Genomic DNA, 13,471 nt, shown 5'->3' on the forward strand with positions numbered 1-13,471 from the left:
CGAAGCGCTTGAGGTCAGCATGGTGCCGGAATACGACCATGTCGGGCCAATGCCAAGCCCGGACAAAGGCCGTCTGTCGGTCCATGGGTTCCAAGTCGATCAAAAGGGTGCAGGATGATCACCGGCCTCGATCACATCGTCGCTCTGGTGAGCGATATCGGTGCGGCCAAGGCGGCCTATCAGACGCTGCTCGCCCGCGCGCCGGCCTGGCAGAACTCCGGCGAGGGCGCTGACCGGGTGCTGTTCACCCTCGACAACATGACGATCGAATTGATGGCGCCGAGCGGCTTCAGCGTCACCGCCGACCGCATGCGCGCACTGCTCGAGGACCAGGAGGGCGTGCTCGCCAGCCTGTGCTTTCGCGTCGCAGACATCGGCAAGATGCACCGGCGGCTGGAGCGGGTGGCCCTGAGGCCGGACCCCGTTGCGGAGGTCGAAAGCAGCGACGCCGTCAGCGATGCCGTTCTGCACTGGAAGCGCACGCGTGCCGCCACGGAGCTCACGCGCGGCGTGCGCATGTTCTTCCTCGAACTGGCCGACGAGCGTCCGAAGTCGGTCGCGACCGACATCGCGCCGATCGACGCGCTCGACCACGTCGTCATCACCACCGAGGATTCCGAGCGCGCCGCCGCGCTCTACGGCGCGCGGCTCGGGCTTGATCTCGCGCTCGACCGCTCGCACCAGGACTGGGGCCAGCTGATGTTCTTCCGCTGCGGCGACCTCATCGTCGAGGTGGTGCGCCGGCCCGTGGCCGGCAGTGACCTCGCGCATGACCGACTCTGGGGCCTGAGCTGGCGGGTCGCCGACATCGACGCCACCCGCGCCCGGCTGATCGCTGCCGGCCTCGACGTCAGCGAAGTCCGCAATGGCCGCAAGCCGGGCACGCGGATCATGACGGTGCGGAATGGCACTTGCGGGATTCAGACGGTGCTCTTGGAGCGCTCGCCGAAGCCGGTGGATTGATCCTGTCATTCCGGGGCGTCGCGAAGCGACGAGCCCGGAATCCATTCATCCACCGACTCTGCCGCATGATGGATTCCGGGCTCGCGCCCAAGAGGGCGCGCCCCGGAATGACGGAGGCAACCAGCAACCCTTGCGTTCTCAAACGCCCGCTCCCGTGTTACACGCGTAGCCCGACCACCCAGCGAGCACCCGGTTTGGCAAAGGCGAAGGCAAAGCGAACTCTGAAATGGCAGCGCGACCCCGAGGGGATGCGGCTGCGCATTCTCGAAGCCGCCAAGCAGGAGTTTTCCGCCCATGGGCTCGCCGGCGCGCGCGTCGACCGCATCGCGGCGAAGGCCGGCGCGAACAAGCGCATGCTGTACTATCACGTCGGCAACAAGGACGAGCTCTATCTCGCGGTTCTCGAAGGCGCCTATGACAAGATTCGCAGCGAGGAGCGCGGGCTCGATCTCGAGCATCTCGATCCGCCCGAGGCGATCAGGCGCTTGATCGAGTTCACCTGGAATTACTTCCTGCGCAATCCCGAGTTCCTGTCTTTGCTCCAGACCGAGAACCTCGCGCGGGCCAAGCACCTGAAGCGCTCGACCAAGGTCAAGTCGATGCACTCGCCCTTCGTCGAGATGATCCGCACCGTGGTGCGGCGCGGCGTCGACAGCGGCGACTTCCAGGTCGCGGTCGATCCGGTGCAGCTCTACATCTCGATCGCGGCCCTGAGCTTCTTCTATCTTTCCAATTCGGCGACGCTCAGCGTGATCTTCGGCCGCGACCTCTTGGACAAGAAGGCCAAGGACGAGCGGCTGGCCCATATGGTCGGCCTCGTGCTCGCCGCGCTGACAGGGCAGTCCGTGGCACTGTTCGAGATCGCGAAAGCGCCGACGTCTAGTGCGCGTGTGGCGCAGACGGCGTAGTCGCTGTTTTTCCCAATCTCCTCTGTCATCGCCCGACTTGATCGGGCGATCCAGTATTCCAGAGACGTTGGTAGGATGCGGACAAGCCGCGGCGTACTGGATTCCCCGCTTTCGCGGGGAATGACACCGGAGATCGGGCGCACGATCCTGCTGCCATTCCCTCACATCCCTCGCGTGGCTTCCGCTGCCGGAACCCCAGCGCAAAACGTCACAGGGAAAGCTCTGGACAGTATTTATCCAACGGGTTAATTTCTGCCCGCAACGAAGAAAATGCCGGGAGCGGGAATTGGCCGAGCTGAAGCCGCAAGGTGCGGTGTCCAAGATGCTGAATGCGGCCTGGATTCGGCCGTTTTTGTTCCTCGTCTTCATCGTCGTCGCCTGGGATCTGGCGATCCGCCTGTTCAAGATCCCCGCCTACCAGATCCCGTCGCCGCTCGATGTCGTCGCAGTGCTTCGCACCGAATGGCCGGAGCTGTTGCGCCAGTCCTGGCCGACCACCTATGCGACCGTCTGCGGCTTCCTGCTGTCGGCGCTGTTCGGCATTCCCGTCGCGATGCTGATCGCGGGCTCGAAGACGGTGGAGAGCTACGTCTATCCGCTGCTGGTGTTCTCGCAATCCGTGCCCAAGATCGCGATCGCGCCGCTGTTCGTGGTCTGGTTCGGCTTCGGCATCATTCCAAAGGTCATTTCGGCGTTCCTGCTCGGCTTCTTCCCCGTGGTGGTCTCGGCCGTGCAGGGCTTCAAGTCGGTCGATCCTGACATGGTCGATCTCGCCCGCGCGATGCAGGGCAGCCGCCTGCAGGTGTTCCGCGCGGTGAACCTGCCGCACGCACTGCCGGCGATCTTCTCCGGCCTCAAGGTCTCGGTGACGCTGGCCGTGGTCGGCGCCGTCGTCGGCGAGTTTGTCGGCTCCAATTCCGGCATCGGCTATGTGCTGCAGCGCTCGATCGGTACGTTCGACCTGCCGACGATGTTCGCGGCACTCGTGATCCTGGCACTGCTCGGCGTGATCCTGTTCTGGATCGTGGACCAGATCGAGAAGCTGGTCATTCCCTGGCATGTCAGCCAGCGCGAGGACGTGATCTTTGCGTCCTAGATAGCAACGAGCGGCCACCAACGGCCGACGCAACAACGGCAAGGGAGAGTGACGATGAAGCGGTGGATTGGGGCTGCATCAGTGGCGCTGATGGCGTTCGCGGCGATGCCGGCGCAGGCGGCCGACAAGGTCGTGCTGATGCTGAACTGGTACGTCTATGGCGAGCACGCGCCGTTCTATTACGGCAAGGCCAAGGGCATTTATGCTGCCGAAGGCATCGACCTCGAGATCCAGGAAGGCCGCGGCTCGGCTGCGACCACGCAGGCCGTCGCCGCCAAGACCGCGGACTTCGGCTATGTCGACGTCCCCACCATGATGCGCGCTGCGATCAAGGGTGCGCCCGTGGTTGCGACCGGCGTTCTGCTGCAGACCAGTCCGATGTCCGCGATGGGTTTCGTCGACAAGAACATCAGGAAGCCCGAGGACATCAAGGGCAAGACGGTGGCGATCACGCCGGCCGACTCCATGACGCAGATCTGGCCGCTGTTCCTGAAGAAGACCGGCCTGAAGGAAAGCGATTTCAAGACCGTTGCAGGCGACGGCCAGACCAAGCTCAACGCCGTCATCAATGGCCAGGCCGATCTGCTGCTCGGCTACGTCATGGACCAGTCGATGAAGATCAAGGATGCCACCGGCAAGGACGTCTACCCGATCAAGTTCGCCGACTATGGCATCAACATGGTGTCGTCGGGCATCATTGCCAATTCCGACTATGTGAAGGCCAATGCCGATCTCGTCCGCCGCTTCATGTCGGCGACGACGAAGGCGGTGGAAGCCGCCGAGAAGGAGCCGAAGGCAGCGGCACAGGCGATCCTCGATGCCAACCCGAAGGGCGGCAAGATCGACACCCTGACGCAGGGCTTCGAGCTGACCATTCCGCTCTACCGGACCGCGGAAACCAAGAGCAAGCGGCCGTTCCAGGTCACCGACCAGAACATGATTGATACGGTCAACCTGATGGTCGAATATGGCGGCCTCGATGCCAAGGCCAAGGAGAACCCGAAGGCCTTCTACACCAACGATTATCTGCCGAAGAGCGGCTCGTGAATGCAGTCATCGTCATTCCGGGGCGCCCGAAGGGCGAACTCTGGTGCGCCCTTGCGCACCAGAGAATCTCGAGATTCCGGGTCTGGTCCTTCGGACCATCCCGGAATGACGGTTCGGATCGTCGAGCGGACTTGATCGAATGAAAGCAGCAGAAGCGATATTTCCCATGCAGCCGGCCGCCCATCTGAGACTGGTGAGCGACCGGGCGGGCGATGCCTCGGGCATCAAGCTGTCAGGCGTGTCGAAGACATATCGGACGCGCGACGGCGACGTGCCGTCGCTGCGGCCGCTCGACTTCCACATCAACGACGGCGAGTTCTTCGTCGTGGTCGGCCCAAGCGGCTGCGGCAAGTCCACGCTGCTCAAGCTGATCTCGGGATTGTTGGCGCCGACATCGGGCGAGATCCACGTCGAGGGCGAGAAGGTGACGGCGCCGCATGGCAACGTCGGCATCGTCTTCCAGAACGCGCTGCTGCTGCCATGGCGCAACATCCTGTCCAACGTGATGCTGCCGATCGACATGAAGCGGCTGCCCCGGCAAAAATATCTCGAACGCGCCAAGGCGCTTCTGAAGCTGGTCGGGCTCGAAGGTTTCGAGAAGAAGCTGCCCTGGCAGCTCTCCGGCGGCATGCAGCAGCGCGCCTCGATCTGCCGCGCGCTGGTCCACGATCCCCGGATCATGCTGATGGACGAGCCGTTCGGCGCACTCGATGCGCTGACGCGCGAGCGCATGAATGTCGAATTGATGCGGATTCAGCGCGAGACCAGGAAGACCGTGCTGCTGATCACGCATTCGATTCCCGAGGCCGTATTCCTTGCCGACCGCGTCCTGGTCATGACAGAGCGCCCAGGCGCGGTCGCCGCGATCTACGACGTGCCGCTTCCGCGCCCGCGCTCGCTCGACGTGATGGCCGATCCTGTCTTCACCGAGCTCGTGCAGCGCATCCGCAAGCACTTCTTCTCGCAAGGTGCATTGGACTAGGTGCGAGTGATGTTCTCTGGAGCCACCACAAGCACGGTGCGCTCCCTCCCCCGCTTGCGGGGGAGGGTTGGGGAGAGGGTGTCTCCGCTGGAAAGACTCCCCAAGAGGATAGAACCCTCACCCGCCGCGCTCAGGCGCGCAAGTGCGCTGCCGAGCGCGTCGGCCTCTCCCGCAAGCGGGAGAGGCGAGTCGCCCGCGGCCATGCCGGTCGTATCAAACTCAGCTCGCATTGTTTTAAAGCCATGTCACCCCGCCTGAAGCTGCGAGACATCGCCTTCTTCGAACGTCCCGTGCAGTTCGCGCGGCCGTTCCGCTTCGGTGCGATCACGATCAACGCGACGCCGCAGTTGTTCGTGCGGGTGGAGATCGAGGTCGAGGGCAGGGGAGGTGCCGTCGGCGCCAGCGCCGAGCTTCTGGTGCCGAAATGGTTCGACAAGCGGCCGGAGTTGTCGCCGGCGCAGACGGTGGATGGGCTGAGACAATCGCTGGAGATCGCGCGCGGCCTTTATCTGGCGCGGACCGGATATCTGACCGCGTTCGATCTGCATGCCTCGTGCATGGGCGCCCAGGTCGCGATTTGCGCGAAGAAGAACATTCCGCCGCTCGCGGCAGCCTATGGCCCCGCGGAGATCGACAAGGCGATCCTCGATGCGCTCCTGCGCGCGGTGGGGACGAACTTCTTCGACGGCATGGCCGGCAACATTGCCGGCATCGATGCGCGGCTGTCGCCCGACCTGAAGGATGCGGAGATTGCCGCATTTCTTTCCAGTCGCAAGGCGCTGCCGCGCGTTGCGATCAGGCATACCGTCGGCCTCGATGATCCCGTCGAGGGCGAGGGCGGCGTTGCCGATCCAAGCGAGAACGCCGGTGCCAATTACTTCAAGCTGAAGCTGTCGGGCGATCCCGTGGCCGATGTGGCGCGGCTGGCGCGCATCGGAAAAGAACTCGAAACGCTTGGCCGTGACACCAAAGTGACTCTCGATGCGAACGAGCAGTACAGCGATCTCACGGTGCTGCACGCGCTGATGGATCGGCTCGATCGTGACGCTGCCCTTCGACCGATCGCGTCGCGTTTGCTTTATGTCGAACAGCCGATGCCACGGGACGTCACCAGGCAGTCGCCGCTCGGCCAACTCGCTGCGCATGGCTTCATCATCGACGAGGCCGACGATTCCTACGATGCGTTCCCGGCAGCGCGCGCACTTGGCTATCGCGGTATTTCGTCGAAATCCTGCAAGGGGCTCTACAAATCCATCGTCAACGCGACGCGCGCGGCGAAATGGAGCGCGGAAGGCGAAACGTTCTTCGTGACCGGCGAGGACCTCACCTGCCAGGCTGGCCTCGCCGTACAGCAAGACCTCGCGCTCGGTGCCTTCCTCGGCATCACTCACGCCGAACGTAACGGCCATCACTATGTCGACGGCTTCGGCGAAACGCCGGCAGCCGAAGTTGCGGCCTTCGCGGCTGCGCATCCCGATCTCTACGCCGATGCCGGGCACGGCATCCGGCTCTCCATTCACGACGGCGATCTCCTGACGGGATCGCTTCACGCGACGGGCTTTGCGACGTCGGTCCATCCGGACTGGTCGGCGCTCCGCCCGCTCGAACAGCCAAAATCACTCTTGGAGAAATCGGCATGACCACCCAACGCCTCGGCCTCATCATGAACGGCGTCACCGGCCGCATGGGGCTCAACCAGCATCTGATCCGCTCGATCGTCGCGATCCGCGACCAGGGTGGCGTCCGCCTGAAGAACGGCGACCGCGTCATGCCCGATCCGATCCTGGTCGGCCGCAGCGCCGAGAAGGTCGAGGCGCTTGCCAAGCGCTTCAACATCACACGCTGGACCACCGACCTCGATGCGGCGCTCGCCGACAAGAACGACACCATGTTCTTCGATGCGGCGACCACGCAGGCGCGGCCCGGCCTCCTGACCCAGGCCATCAATGCCGGCAAGCATGTCTATTGCGAGAAGCCGATCGCGACGAATTTTGAAGAGGCGCTCGAAGTCGTCAAGCTCGCCAATTCCAAGGGCGTCAAGCACGGCACGGTGCAGGACAAGCTGTTCCTGCCGGGGCTGAAGAAGATCGCCTTCCTGCGCGACTCCGGCTTTTTCGGCCGCATCCTCTCCGTGCGCGGCGAGTTCGGCTATTGGGTGTTCGAAGGTGGTTGGCAGGAGGCGCAGCGACCGTCGTGGAATTACCGCGACGAGGACGGCGGCGGCATCATCCTGGACATGGTCTGCCACTGGCGCTACGTGCTCGACAACCTCTTCGGCAGCGTCCAGAGCGTGGTCTGCATCGGCAATACCGACATTCCCGAGCGTTTCGACGAGCAGGGCAAGAAGTACAAGGCGACTGCCGACGATTCCGCCTACGCGACGTTCCAGCTCGAGGGCGGCGTGATCGCCCATATCAACATGTCCTGGGTGACGCGCGTCTATCGCGACGACCTCGTCACCTTCCAGGTCGACGGCACGCTGGGTTCGGCGGTCGCGGGTCTCTCCGACTGCATGATCCAGGCCCGGCAGGCGACGCCCCGGCCGGTGTGGAATCCCGACGAGAAGCGGCTGCACGATTTCTACGGTGACTGGCAGAAGCTGCCCGACAACGTCACCTACGACAACGGTTTCAAGGAGCAGTGGGAGATGTTCATCCGCCACGTCTACGAGGATGCGCCCTACAAGTTCACGCTGCTCGAAGGCGCCAAGGGCGTGCAACTCGCCGAATGCGCACTGAAGAGCTGGAAGGAGCGGCGCTGGATCGACGTCGCCCCGATCAAGGCCTGAGGGGGATCAATGAACAAACCCGTCCTGCCAATGTCGTCATTGTCGTTGAAGCTGCCGAAGGCCGATCGCTCGATCGAGACCTACCGGCTCGCCGCCTCGCGCACGTTTCCCGCAAGGCTCGAGGGACCGCTGAACCGCATCGCCTTCTCCGCCGTGCACACCGTCGCCGATCCCTTCGCCGACAACGATCCCTGGCTCTCGGTCGCCGTCGACTGGGACAAGACCATCGCCTTCCGCGAGCACGTCTGGGATCTCGGTCTCGGCGTCGCCGAAGCCATGGACACCGCGCAGCGCGGCATGGGCCTGGACTGGCCGACGTCGCTGGAGCTGATCACGCGCTCGGTCGCCGCCGCCAAGCGCCGCAATGCGCTGGTGTTCTCCGGCGCCGGCACCGATCACCTCGCGGTGGAGGATGCGAAAAGCCTCGACGATGTGATCCGTGCCTACGAAGAGCAGATCGCGGCAGTCGAGAAGGTCGGCGGTCGCATCATCCTGATGGCGTCGCGGGCTCTGGCCAAGCTTGGCCGCAATGCGGACGATTATGCCAAGGTCTATGATCGCGTGCTGTCGCAGGTTCGCGAGCCCGTGATCATTCACTGGCTCGGGGACATGTTCGATCCCGCGCTGACCGGCTATTGGGGCACCAGGGATCTCGACAAGGCGATGGACACGGCGGTCGCCATCATCAACGGCAACGCAGCCAAGGTCGACGGCGTCAAGGTCTCGCTGCTCGACAAGCAGCGCGAGATCGACATGCGCCGGCGCCTCGACAAGCGCATCAAGATGTACACCGGCGACGACTTCAATTACGCCGAGCTGATCGCCGGCGACAGCCAAGGCTTTTCGCACGCGCTGCTTGGCATCTTCGACGCGATCGCGCCGGCGGCGTCCTACGCGCTGTCGCGGCTGGCGGCCGGCGACGAGACCGGCTTCCACGACGTGCTCGGGCCGACCGTGCCGCTGTCGCGCCACATTTTCAAGGCGCCAACGCGCTTCTACAAGACGGGCGTCGTGTTCATGGCGTATCTCAACGGCCACCAGGACCATTTCACCATGGTCGGGGGCCAGGAAAGCGCGCGTTCGATGCTGCATCTGGCCGAGCTGTTTCGTCTGGCCGATCAGGCCGGTTTGCTTTCCAATCCGGAACTGGCGACGCGGCGGATGAAGACGGTGCTCGCCTCGCACGGACTGGAGTCCTGATGCGCGATTTCTCGTCCGACCACCGCTGGCTGTCGCTGAACACCGCAACGGTCCGCAAGCAGGGTGACCTCGTCGCGATCATCGATGCTTGTGCGAAGCACGGTATCCGCGCCATCGATCCCTGGCGCGACCAGGTCGCTGCCGTCGGTCTCGAGCGCGCCGCGCGCGCCGTGCGCGAGGCCGGCCTCAAGTTGTCAGGCTATTGCCGCGGCGGCATGTTCACCTCGGACGCCTCGCGTCGGGGCGAGGTGCGGGACGACAACAGACGCTGCGTCGACGAGGCCAAGGCGCTGGGCGCACCCTGCATCGTCCTCGTGGTCGGCGGCCTTCCGCAATATTCGCGGCCGGGCAGCGAAGCCTCGAAGGACATCGCGGTGGCGCGCGGGCAGGTCGAGGAAGCGCTCGCCGAGATGCTCGACTACGCCCGGCAGGCGAGGCTGCCGCTGGCGATCGAGCCCTTGCATCCGGCCTATGCAGCCGACCGCGCCTGCGTGAACACCACGAAGCAGGCGCTCGACATTTGCGACCGGCTCGACCCTGATCGCAGCGGCATGCTCGGCGTCGCGCTCGACGTCTATCACATCTGGTGGGATCCGGAGCTGATGGGCCAGATCGCGCGTGCCGGCCAGGATCGCCTGCTCGCGTTCCATGTCTGCGACTGGCTGGTGCCGACGAAAGACATCCTCAACGACCGCGGCATGATGGGCGACGGTGTCATCGACATCAAGTCGGTGCGTCAAGCGGTCGAAGCGCAGGGCTTTGCCGGCTATTCCGAGATCGAGATCTTCTCCAACGACTGGTGGAGCAAGCCGATCGACGAGGTGCTGCGCACCTGCATCGCGCGGCACAAGACGGTGGTCTAATGCGGTATGAGTTTGGGTTGAATCGATGCTAGCTAGCGGCGCGTTCACCTCTCCCGTAGGGAGAGGTCGGATCGCATCGAAAGATGCGATCCGGGTGAGGGGATCAGGTCTCACCGATCGCTGCGGCCCCTCACCCGGATTGCTGCGCAATCCGACCTCTCCCCGCTGGGGAGAGGTGAACCTGGAACAACCGACCGAGCCAAATTTCATCGTGCTCTAAAGCGCGATGCGATTGGGATGAATCGTCATCGCGCTTTAGTTTGTTGTTTAAGCATAATCTTTTCGGAAAACCGCTGCGCACTTTTCCGGATCATGCCTTAGGTCAGGCGCGCGTTGCCCTCACGGGCTTGCGACCTGTTGTAAGGTGTTGAAACGCGCCTTCTGCTCGCTGCTCAGCGTGGCGTAGAACTCGTCCAGCGCAGGTTCGACCAGCTTGGCAGCCGTCAGCATGGCCTCGAGCCGGTGCTGCATCGCCTCCAGGCGTCCGACCGGCGTCAGGGGCACATCGTTCGGACAGGCCGCCTGCAGGTCCTGAACGCCCTTCGCCGTTGCTTCGCCGAGGCGGTCGAGCGCCTCCTTCTGCTTGCCTGCAGGGTGCAGCACAGCCTCGATCCTCTGGATCGGCAACTGGGTCAGGCCGGACTTCGGATCGTCGCAGCTCTCGCTACTCGCTTCCTGCTGCTGGGACGAGCGGTCGCCGACATTGGGGCCAAGCGCGTTGAAGCGGGCCTGCTGTTCGTCACTGAGCGAGTTGTAGAAATTCTCCAGTGCCGGTCGCACGATCTTGACGGCCTCCAGGGTCGCGCTGATGCGGTTCATCATCGCGCGCAGGCGGCCAGGCGGAGTCAGTGCATAGGTCTCCGCGCAGGAGTCCTTGAACACGCCGGCAGCGTTGGCCGCCGCGGTCTTCAACTCGTCGAGCAGTGCGCGTTGCTCCGGCGTCGGCTGCACCGCGCGCGCGATATCGGCAAGCGGCCAGGCGGTTACGCCCTTGTCCGGTGTGCCGCATAATTGGCGTAGCGTCTGCGGGCTCACGTTGGCGCGCGGACGCGCGCGGCTGCCGCCGGCTTGCGGATAGTCATACGGGGTGGTGCTGGCAAAGGCGGAATAGGGGCCGTCACCGCCCCAGAACACGGTATCGACGAAATCGTCATAGGCGTAGGCCCAATAGCCGGGCTCGTACGCATAGGACCAGAACGTATAGTTGAAAATGTCAGAATAAGCGTAAGGCCAGAACACCGGCCCAAGCCATGCCACGAACACCGCGGGATGACGGTGACGCCAGGCTTGCCGGGGCGCCCAGCCGCTCTGGCGAGCGACGAGGGCCGCCTGGGTCTGCGGAGTGGCATGCTCGCGGAAGCGCGCCGCGAACCGCCCGCGCTCGGCAGCCTGCACGGCGGCCACAGTCGCCGCGGCGCGCCCGGCCGGAGCCTGCAGTCCGAGCCGCTGCTGGCGCGCCAGGTCAAGTTGCTGCGCGCGCTGCTCACGGCCGAGCAGGCGGTTCTGGGTCTGGAGCATCCGTTGCTGCTCGCGTTGCGCTCGCGCGCCTTCCACCTTTTGCGATTGCAATTGCTGCACCCGCTGCTGGAGGCGTTCGATGCGGGTCTGACGCTCCGTGGTCTGGCGCGACAGCGTCTCGCGCTGCCGCTGCTGCACCATCTGCTGGCGCTGCTGAATTTGCTGCTGGTGCTGTTGCGCGCGCTGTTCAGTCTGATTGCGCTGCGACAGCCGCTCGCTCGCGGCCGGCGGTGCGCTGGGCCGCGAGGGGGCTGCGATGTGCGGCGTCGGCCGCGGTGCCATGGCCGGACGTTGCGGTGCTGCCGGCGCGCGATGGAATTCGGGCCGCGGCGCTGCCACGCGCGGGGCCGCTCGCGGTGGCGGTGCAGCGAAATGTGGTGTCGGGCGGGGGGGCGGTGAGGCAATACGCGGCGCCGGACGTGGCGCCATGGCTGGCGGCGCCACCGGGCGAGCCATGGCCGGTGGTGCTGCTGGCCGTGCCGCCGGCGCTGCGGCTGGACCCGCTGGCCCGCCCCTTCCATGTCCCTGGCCGAACGCGCCGACGCTCACCGCCAGCATCGAGACACCAACTGAAACAGCCACAAGGCAAACGCCACGCGGAAGCATGATTGTGGCTCCCAGCTCGTAATCGCCCACGACGTTCAACGCACGGCTGGCGGAATCGTTCGTTGTTGGCCACGGCCGGCATTGCGATCTTCCGACGCAGGCAGTCTCAAGAGAAGTCCTGCGTCAGGGTGGTGGCGAGCCGCTCCAGCGCCCAGTCGACCTGATCGCTTGTGATCACCAGCGGCGGAGCGATGCGGATCGTTTGCTCGTGGGTATCCTTGGCGAGGATGCCTTTGCCCTGAAGCGCCTCGCAGTAGCGGCGAGCGCGGCCGGCCTCGGGGTGCAGCTCGACCGCCAGCATCAAGCCGCGTCCGCGTACCTCGCGGATCGTATTGGCACGAATGTCTTTCAAGCCTTCCAGGAAGCGCGCGCCCTGCCGGGCCGCGTTCTCGATCATGCCTTCCTCGACCAGCACGCGCATTGCCGCGCGCGCCACCGCGCAGGCAAGCGGGTTGCCGCCGAAGGTCGAACCATGCTGCCCGGGTCTCAAAGTCCCGAGCACGTCGTTGTTCGAGAGCACGGCCGACACTGGATAGAAGCCGCCGGACAGGGCCTTGCCGAGCAGCGTCACATCCGCTTCGATTCCCTCGTGCTGTTCGGCGAGTAGCTTGCCGGTGCGGCCGAGCCCGGTCTGGATCTCGTCGAGCACCAGCATCACGTTGTTGGCGGTGCAGAGCTCCCGCACCTTCGTGAAATAGCCGGCTGGAGGAATGACGACACCGGCCTCGCCCTGGATCGGCTCGACCAGAAAGGCGACCGTGTTTGGGGTGATTGCCTCCTCCAGCGCCGCGGCGTCGCCGAACGGGATGATTTTGAAGCCCGGCGCGAACGGCCCGAAATGTGTGCGTGTCTCGGGGTCGGTTGAAAAGCCGACGATGCCCAGCGTGCGTCCGTGGAAATTGTTGGCGCAGACGATGATCTCGGCCGCACCGTCCGGCACACCCTTCACCTCATAGCCCCATTTGCGGACCGACTTGATCGCGCTTTCGACCGCCTCTGCGCCGCTGTTCATCGGCAGCACTTTGTGGGAACCGGTGAGCGCTGCGATCTCCTCGTAGAACAAGGCGAGCTGGTCGTTGTGGAAGGCCCTCGAGGTGAGCGTCAACCTGTGCGCCTGTTCGACCATCGCCGCCAGGATCTTGGGGTGGCAGTGGCCCTGGCTGACCGCCGAATAAGCCGAGAGGCAATCGAGATACCGGTTGCCTTCGGTATCCCAGACCCAGACACCTTCGCCGCGCGACAGGACGACCCCGATCGGCTCGTAATTATGGGCGCCAAACCGTGCTTCTGTTGCGATGAAATCAATGACCGACGAGCTCATCTGTCGTCACTCCATTGCTGCGCGCGGGGGTCCTCAACTGACTGCACCGGCGGTCTTCAGCTTGATTTGGGTATTCGCCGGCCGGCTTGGAAGCCTTCATGCGCCGATGGCGTGGCGCAGCCCGATTTGCCTGAAACGTCCGATAGTTCTGCGGAACCACAAGGTGTCGTTCGTCGGCC

Annotated in this window: 11 protein-coding genes; 9 read left to right on the plus strand and 2 right to left on the minus strand. The window is 64.6% G+C overall.

Annotated features, from left to right (window positions below):
• The first annotated feature begins 114 nt into the window (after positions 1–114).
• From ACSHT2_RS30205 to ACSHT2_RS30245, 9 genes are all read left to right on the plus strand, one after another.
• Positions 115–963, plus strand: coding sequence for a VOC family protein (locus tag ACSHT2_RS30205; RefSeq protein ID WP_440638436.1), 849 nt, complete (start codon positions 115–117; stop codon positions 961–963).
• Positions 964–1,211: 248 nt separating this feature from the next.
• A complete protein-coding gene (locus tag ACSHT2_RS30210) occupies positions 1,212–1,871 on the plus strand; it encodes a TetR family transcriptional regulator (protein WP_440642965.1) in 660 nt (219 codons plus the stop codon).
• A gap of 286 nt (positions 1,872–2,157) precedes the next feature.
• Positions 2,158–2,967: an ABC transporter permease gene (locus tag ACSHT2_RS30215; RefSeq protein WP_440638437.1), complete on the plus strand. Its 810-nt coding sequence runs from the start codon at positions 2,158–2,160 to the stop codon at positions 2,965–2,967.
• A 54-nt stretch (positions 2,968–3,021) separates the two neighbouring features.
• The gene (locus ACSHT2_RS30220) at positions 3,022–4,014 is read left to right on the plus strand and encodes an ABC transporter substrate-binding protein (RefSeq protein ID WP_440638438.1); all 993 of its coding nucleotides are present in this window, start codon (positions 3,022–3,024) and stop codon (positions 4,012–4,014) included.
• Positions 4,015–4,153: 139 nt separating this feature from the next.
• A complete protein-coding gene (locus ACSHT2_RS30225) occupies positions 4,154–4,996 on the plus strand; it encodes an ABC transporter ATP-binding protein (protein WP_440638439.1) in 843 nt (280 codons plus the stop codon).
• Positions 4,997–5,238: 242 nt separating this feature from the next.
• The gene (locus ACSHT2_RS30230) at positions 5,239–6,636 is read left to right on the plus strand and encodes a hypothetical protein (RefSeq protein WP_440638441.1); all 1,398 of its coding nucleotides are present in this window, start codon (positions 5,239–5,241) and stop codon (positions 6,634–6,636) included.
• The gene (locus tag ACSHT2_RS30235) at positions 6,633–7,784 is read left to right on the plus strand and encodes a Gfo/Idh/MocA family protein (RefSeq protein ID WP_440638442.1); all 1,152 of its coding nucleotides are present in this window, start codon (positions 6,633–6,635) and stop codon (positions 7,782–7,784) included. The genes ACSHT2_RS30230 and ACSHT2_RS30235 overlap by 4 nt, the downstream gene beginning before the upstream one ends.
• A 9-nt stretch (positions 7,785–7,793) precedes the next feature.
• Complete coding sequence (locus tag ACSHT2_RS30240; RefSeq protein WP_440638443.1) at positions 7,794–8,984, plus strand: dihydrodipicolinate synthase family protein; 1,191 nt, start codon at positions 7,794–7,796, stop codon at positions 8,982–8,984.
• Positions 8,984–9,847 carry a sugar phosphate isomerase/epimerase family protein gene (locus ACSHT2_RS30245; RefSeq protein WP_440638444.1) on the plus strand — a complete coding sequence of 288 codons (864 nt, stop codon included), beginning with the start codon at positions 8,984–8,986 and terminating at the stop codon, positions 9,845–9,847. Before ACSHT2_RS30240 ends, ACSHT2_RS30245 begins: the two co-directional genes overlap by 1 nt.
• 339 nt (positions 9,848–10,186) lie before the next feature.
• On the opposite strand, the gene ACSHT2_RS30250 is transcribed toward ACSHT2_RS30245, so the two are convergent.
• Positions 10,187–11,647: a Spy/CpxP family protein refolding chaperone gene (locus tag ACSHT2_RS30250; protein WP_440638445.1), complete on the minus strand. Its 1,461-nt coding sequence runs from the start codon at positions 11,645–11,647 to the stop codon at positions 10,187–10,189.
• 430 nt (positions 11,648–12,077) lie between these two features.
• A complete protein-coding gene (rocD, locus tag ACSHT2_RS30255) occupies positions 12,078–13,292 on the minus strand; it encodes an ornithine--oxo-acid transaminase (protein WP_440638447.1) in 1,215 nt (404 codons plus the stop codon).
• Positions 13,293–13,471 lie beyond the last annotated feature (179 nt).

It is taken from the genome of Bradyrhizobium sp. PUT101 (assembly GCF_052043945.1).
Lineage (GTDB): Bacteria > Pseudomonadota > Alphaproteobacteria > Rhizobiales > Xanthobacteraceae > Bradyrhizobium.

Bases quoted from the DNA above. Each gene is read 5' to 3' on its own strand.
- ACSHT2_RS30205 (WP_440638436.1), top strand. From the start codon at position 115: ATGATCACCGGCCTCGATCACATCGTCGCTCTGGTGAGCGATATCGGT.
- ACSHT2_RS30210 (WP_440642965.1), top strand. From the start codon at position 1,212: ATGCGGCTGCGCATTCTCGAAGCCGCCAAGCAGGAGTTTTCCGCCCAT.
- ACSHT2_RS30220 (WP_440638438.1), top strand. From the start codon at position 3,022: ATGAAGCGGTGGATTGGGGCTGCATCAGTGGCGCTGATGGCGTTCGCG.
- ACSHT2_RS30225 (WP_440638439.1), top strand. From the start codon at position 4,154: ATGAAAGCAGCAGAAGCGATATTTCCCATGCAGCCGGCCGCCCATCTG.
- ACSHT2_RS30230 (WP_440638441.1), top strand. From the start codon at position 5,239: ATGTCACCCCGCCTGAAGCTGCGAGACATCGCCTTCTTCGAACGTCCC.
- ACSHT2_RS30235 (WP_440638442.1), top strand. From the start codon at position 6,633: ATGACCACCCAACGCCTCGGCCTCATCATGAACGGCGTCACCGGCCGC.
- ACSHT2_RS30240 (WP_440638443.1), top strand. From the start codon at position 7,794: ATGAACAAACCCGTCCTGCCAATGTCGTCATTGTCGTTGAAGCTGCCG.
- ACSHT2_RS30245 (WP_440638444.1), top strand. From the start codon at position 8,984: ATGCGCGATTTCTCGTCCGACCACCGCTGGCTGTCGCTGAACACCGCA.
- ACSHT2_RS30250 (WP_440638445.1), bottom strand. From the start codon at position 11,647: ATGGCACCGCGGCCGACGCCGCACATCGCAGCCCCCTCGCGGCCCAGC.
- rocD (WP_440638447.1), bottom strand. From the start codon at position 13,292: ATGAGCTCGTCGGTCATTGATTTCATCGCAACAGAAGCACGGTTTGGC.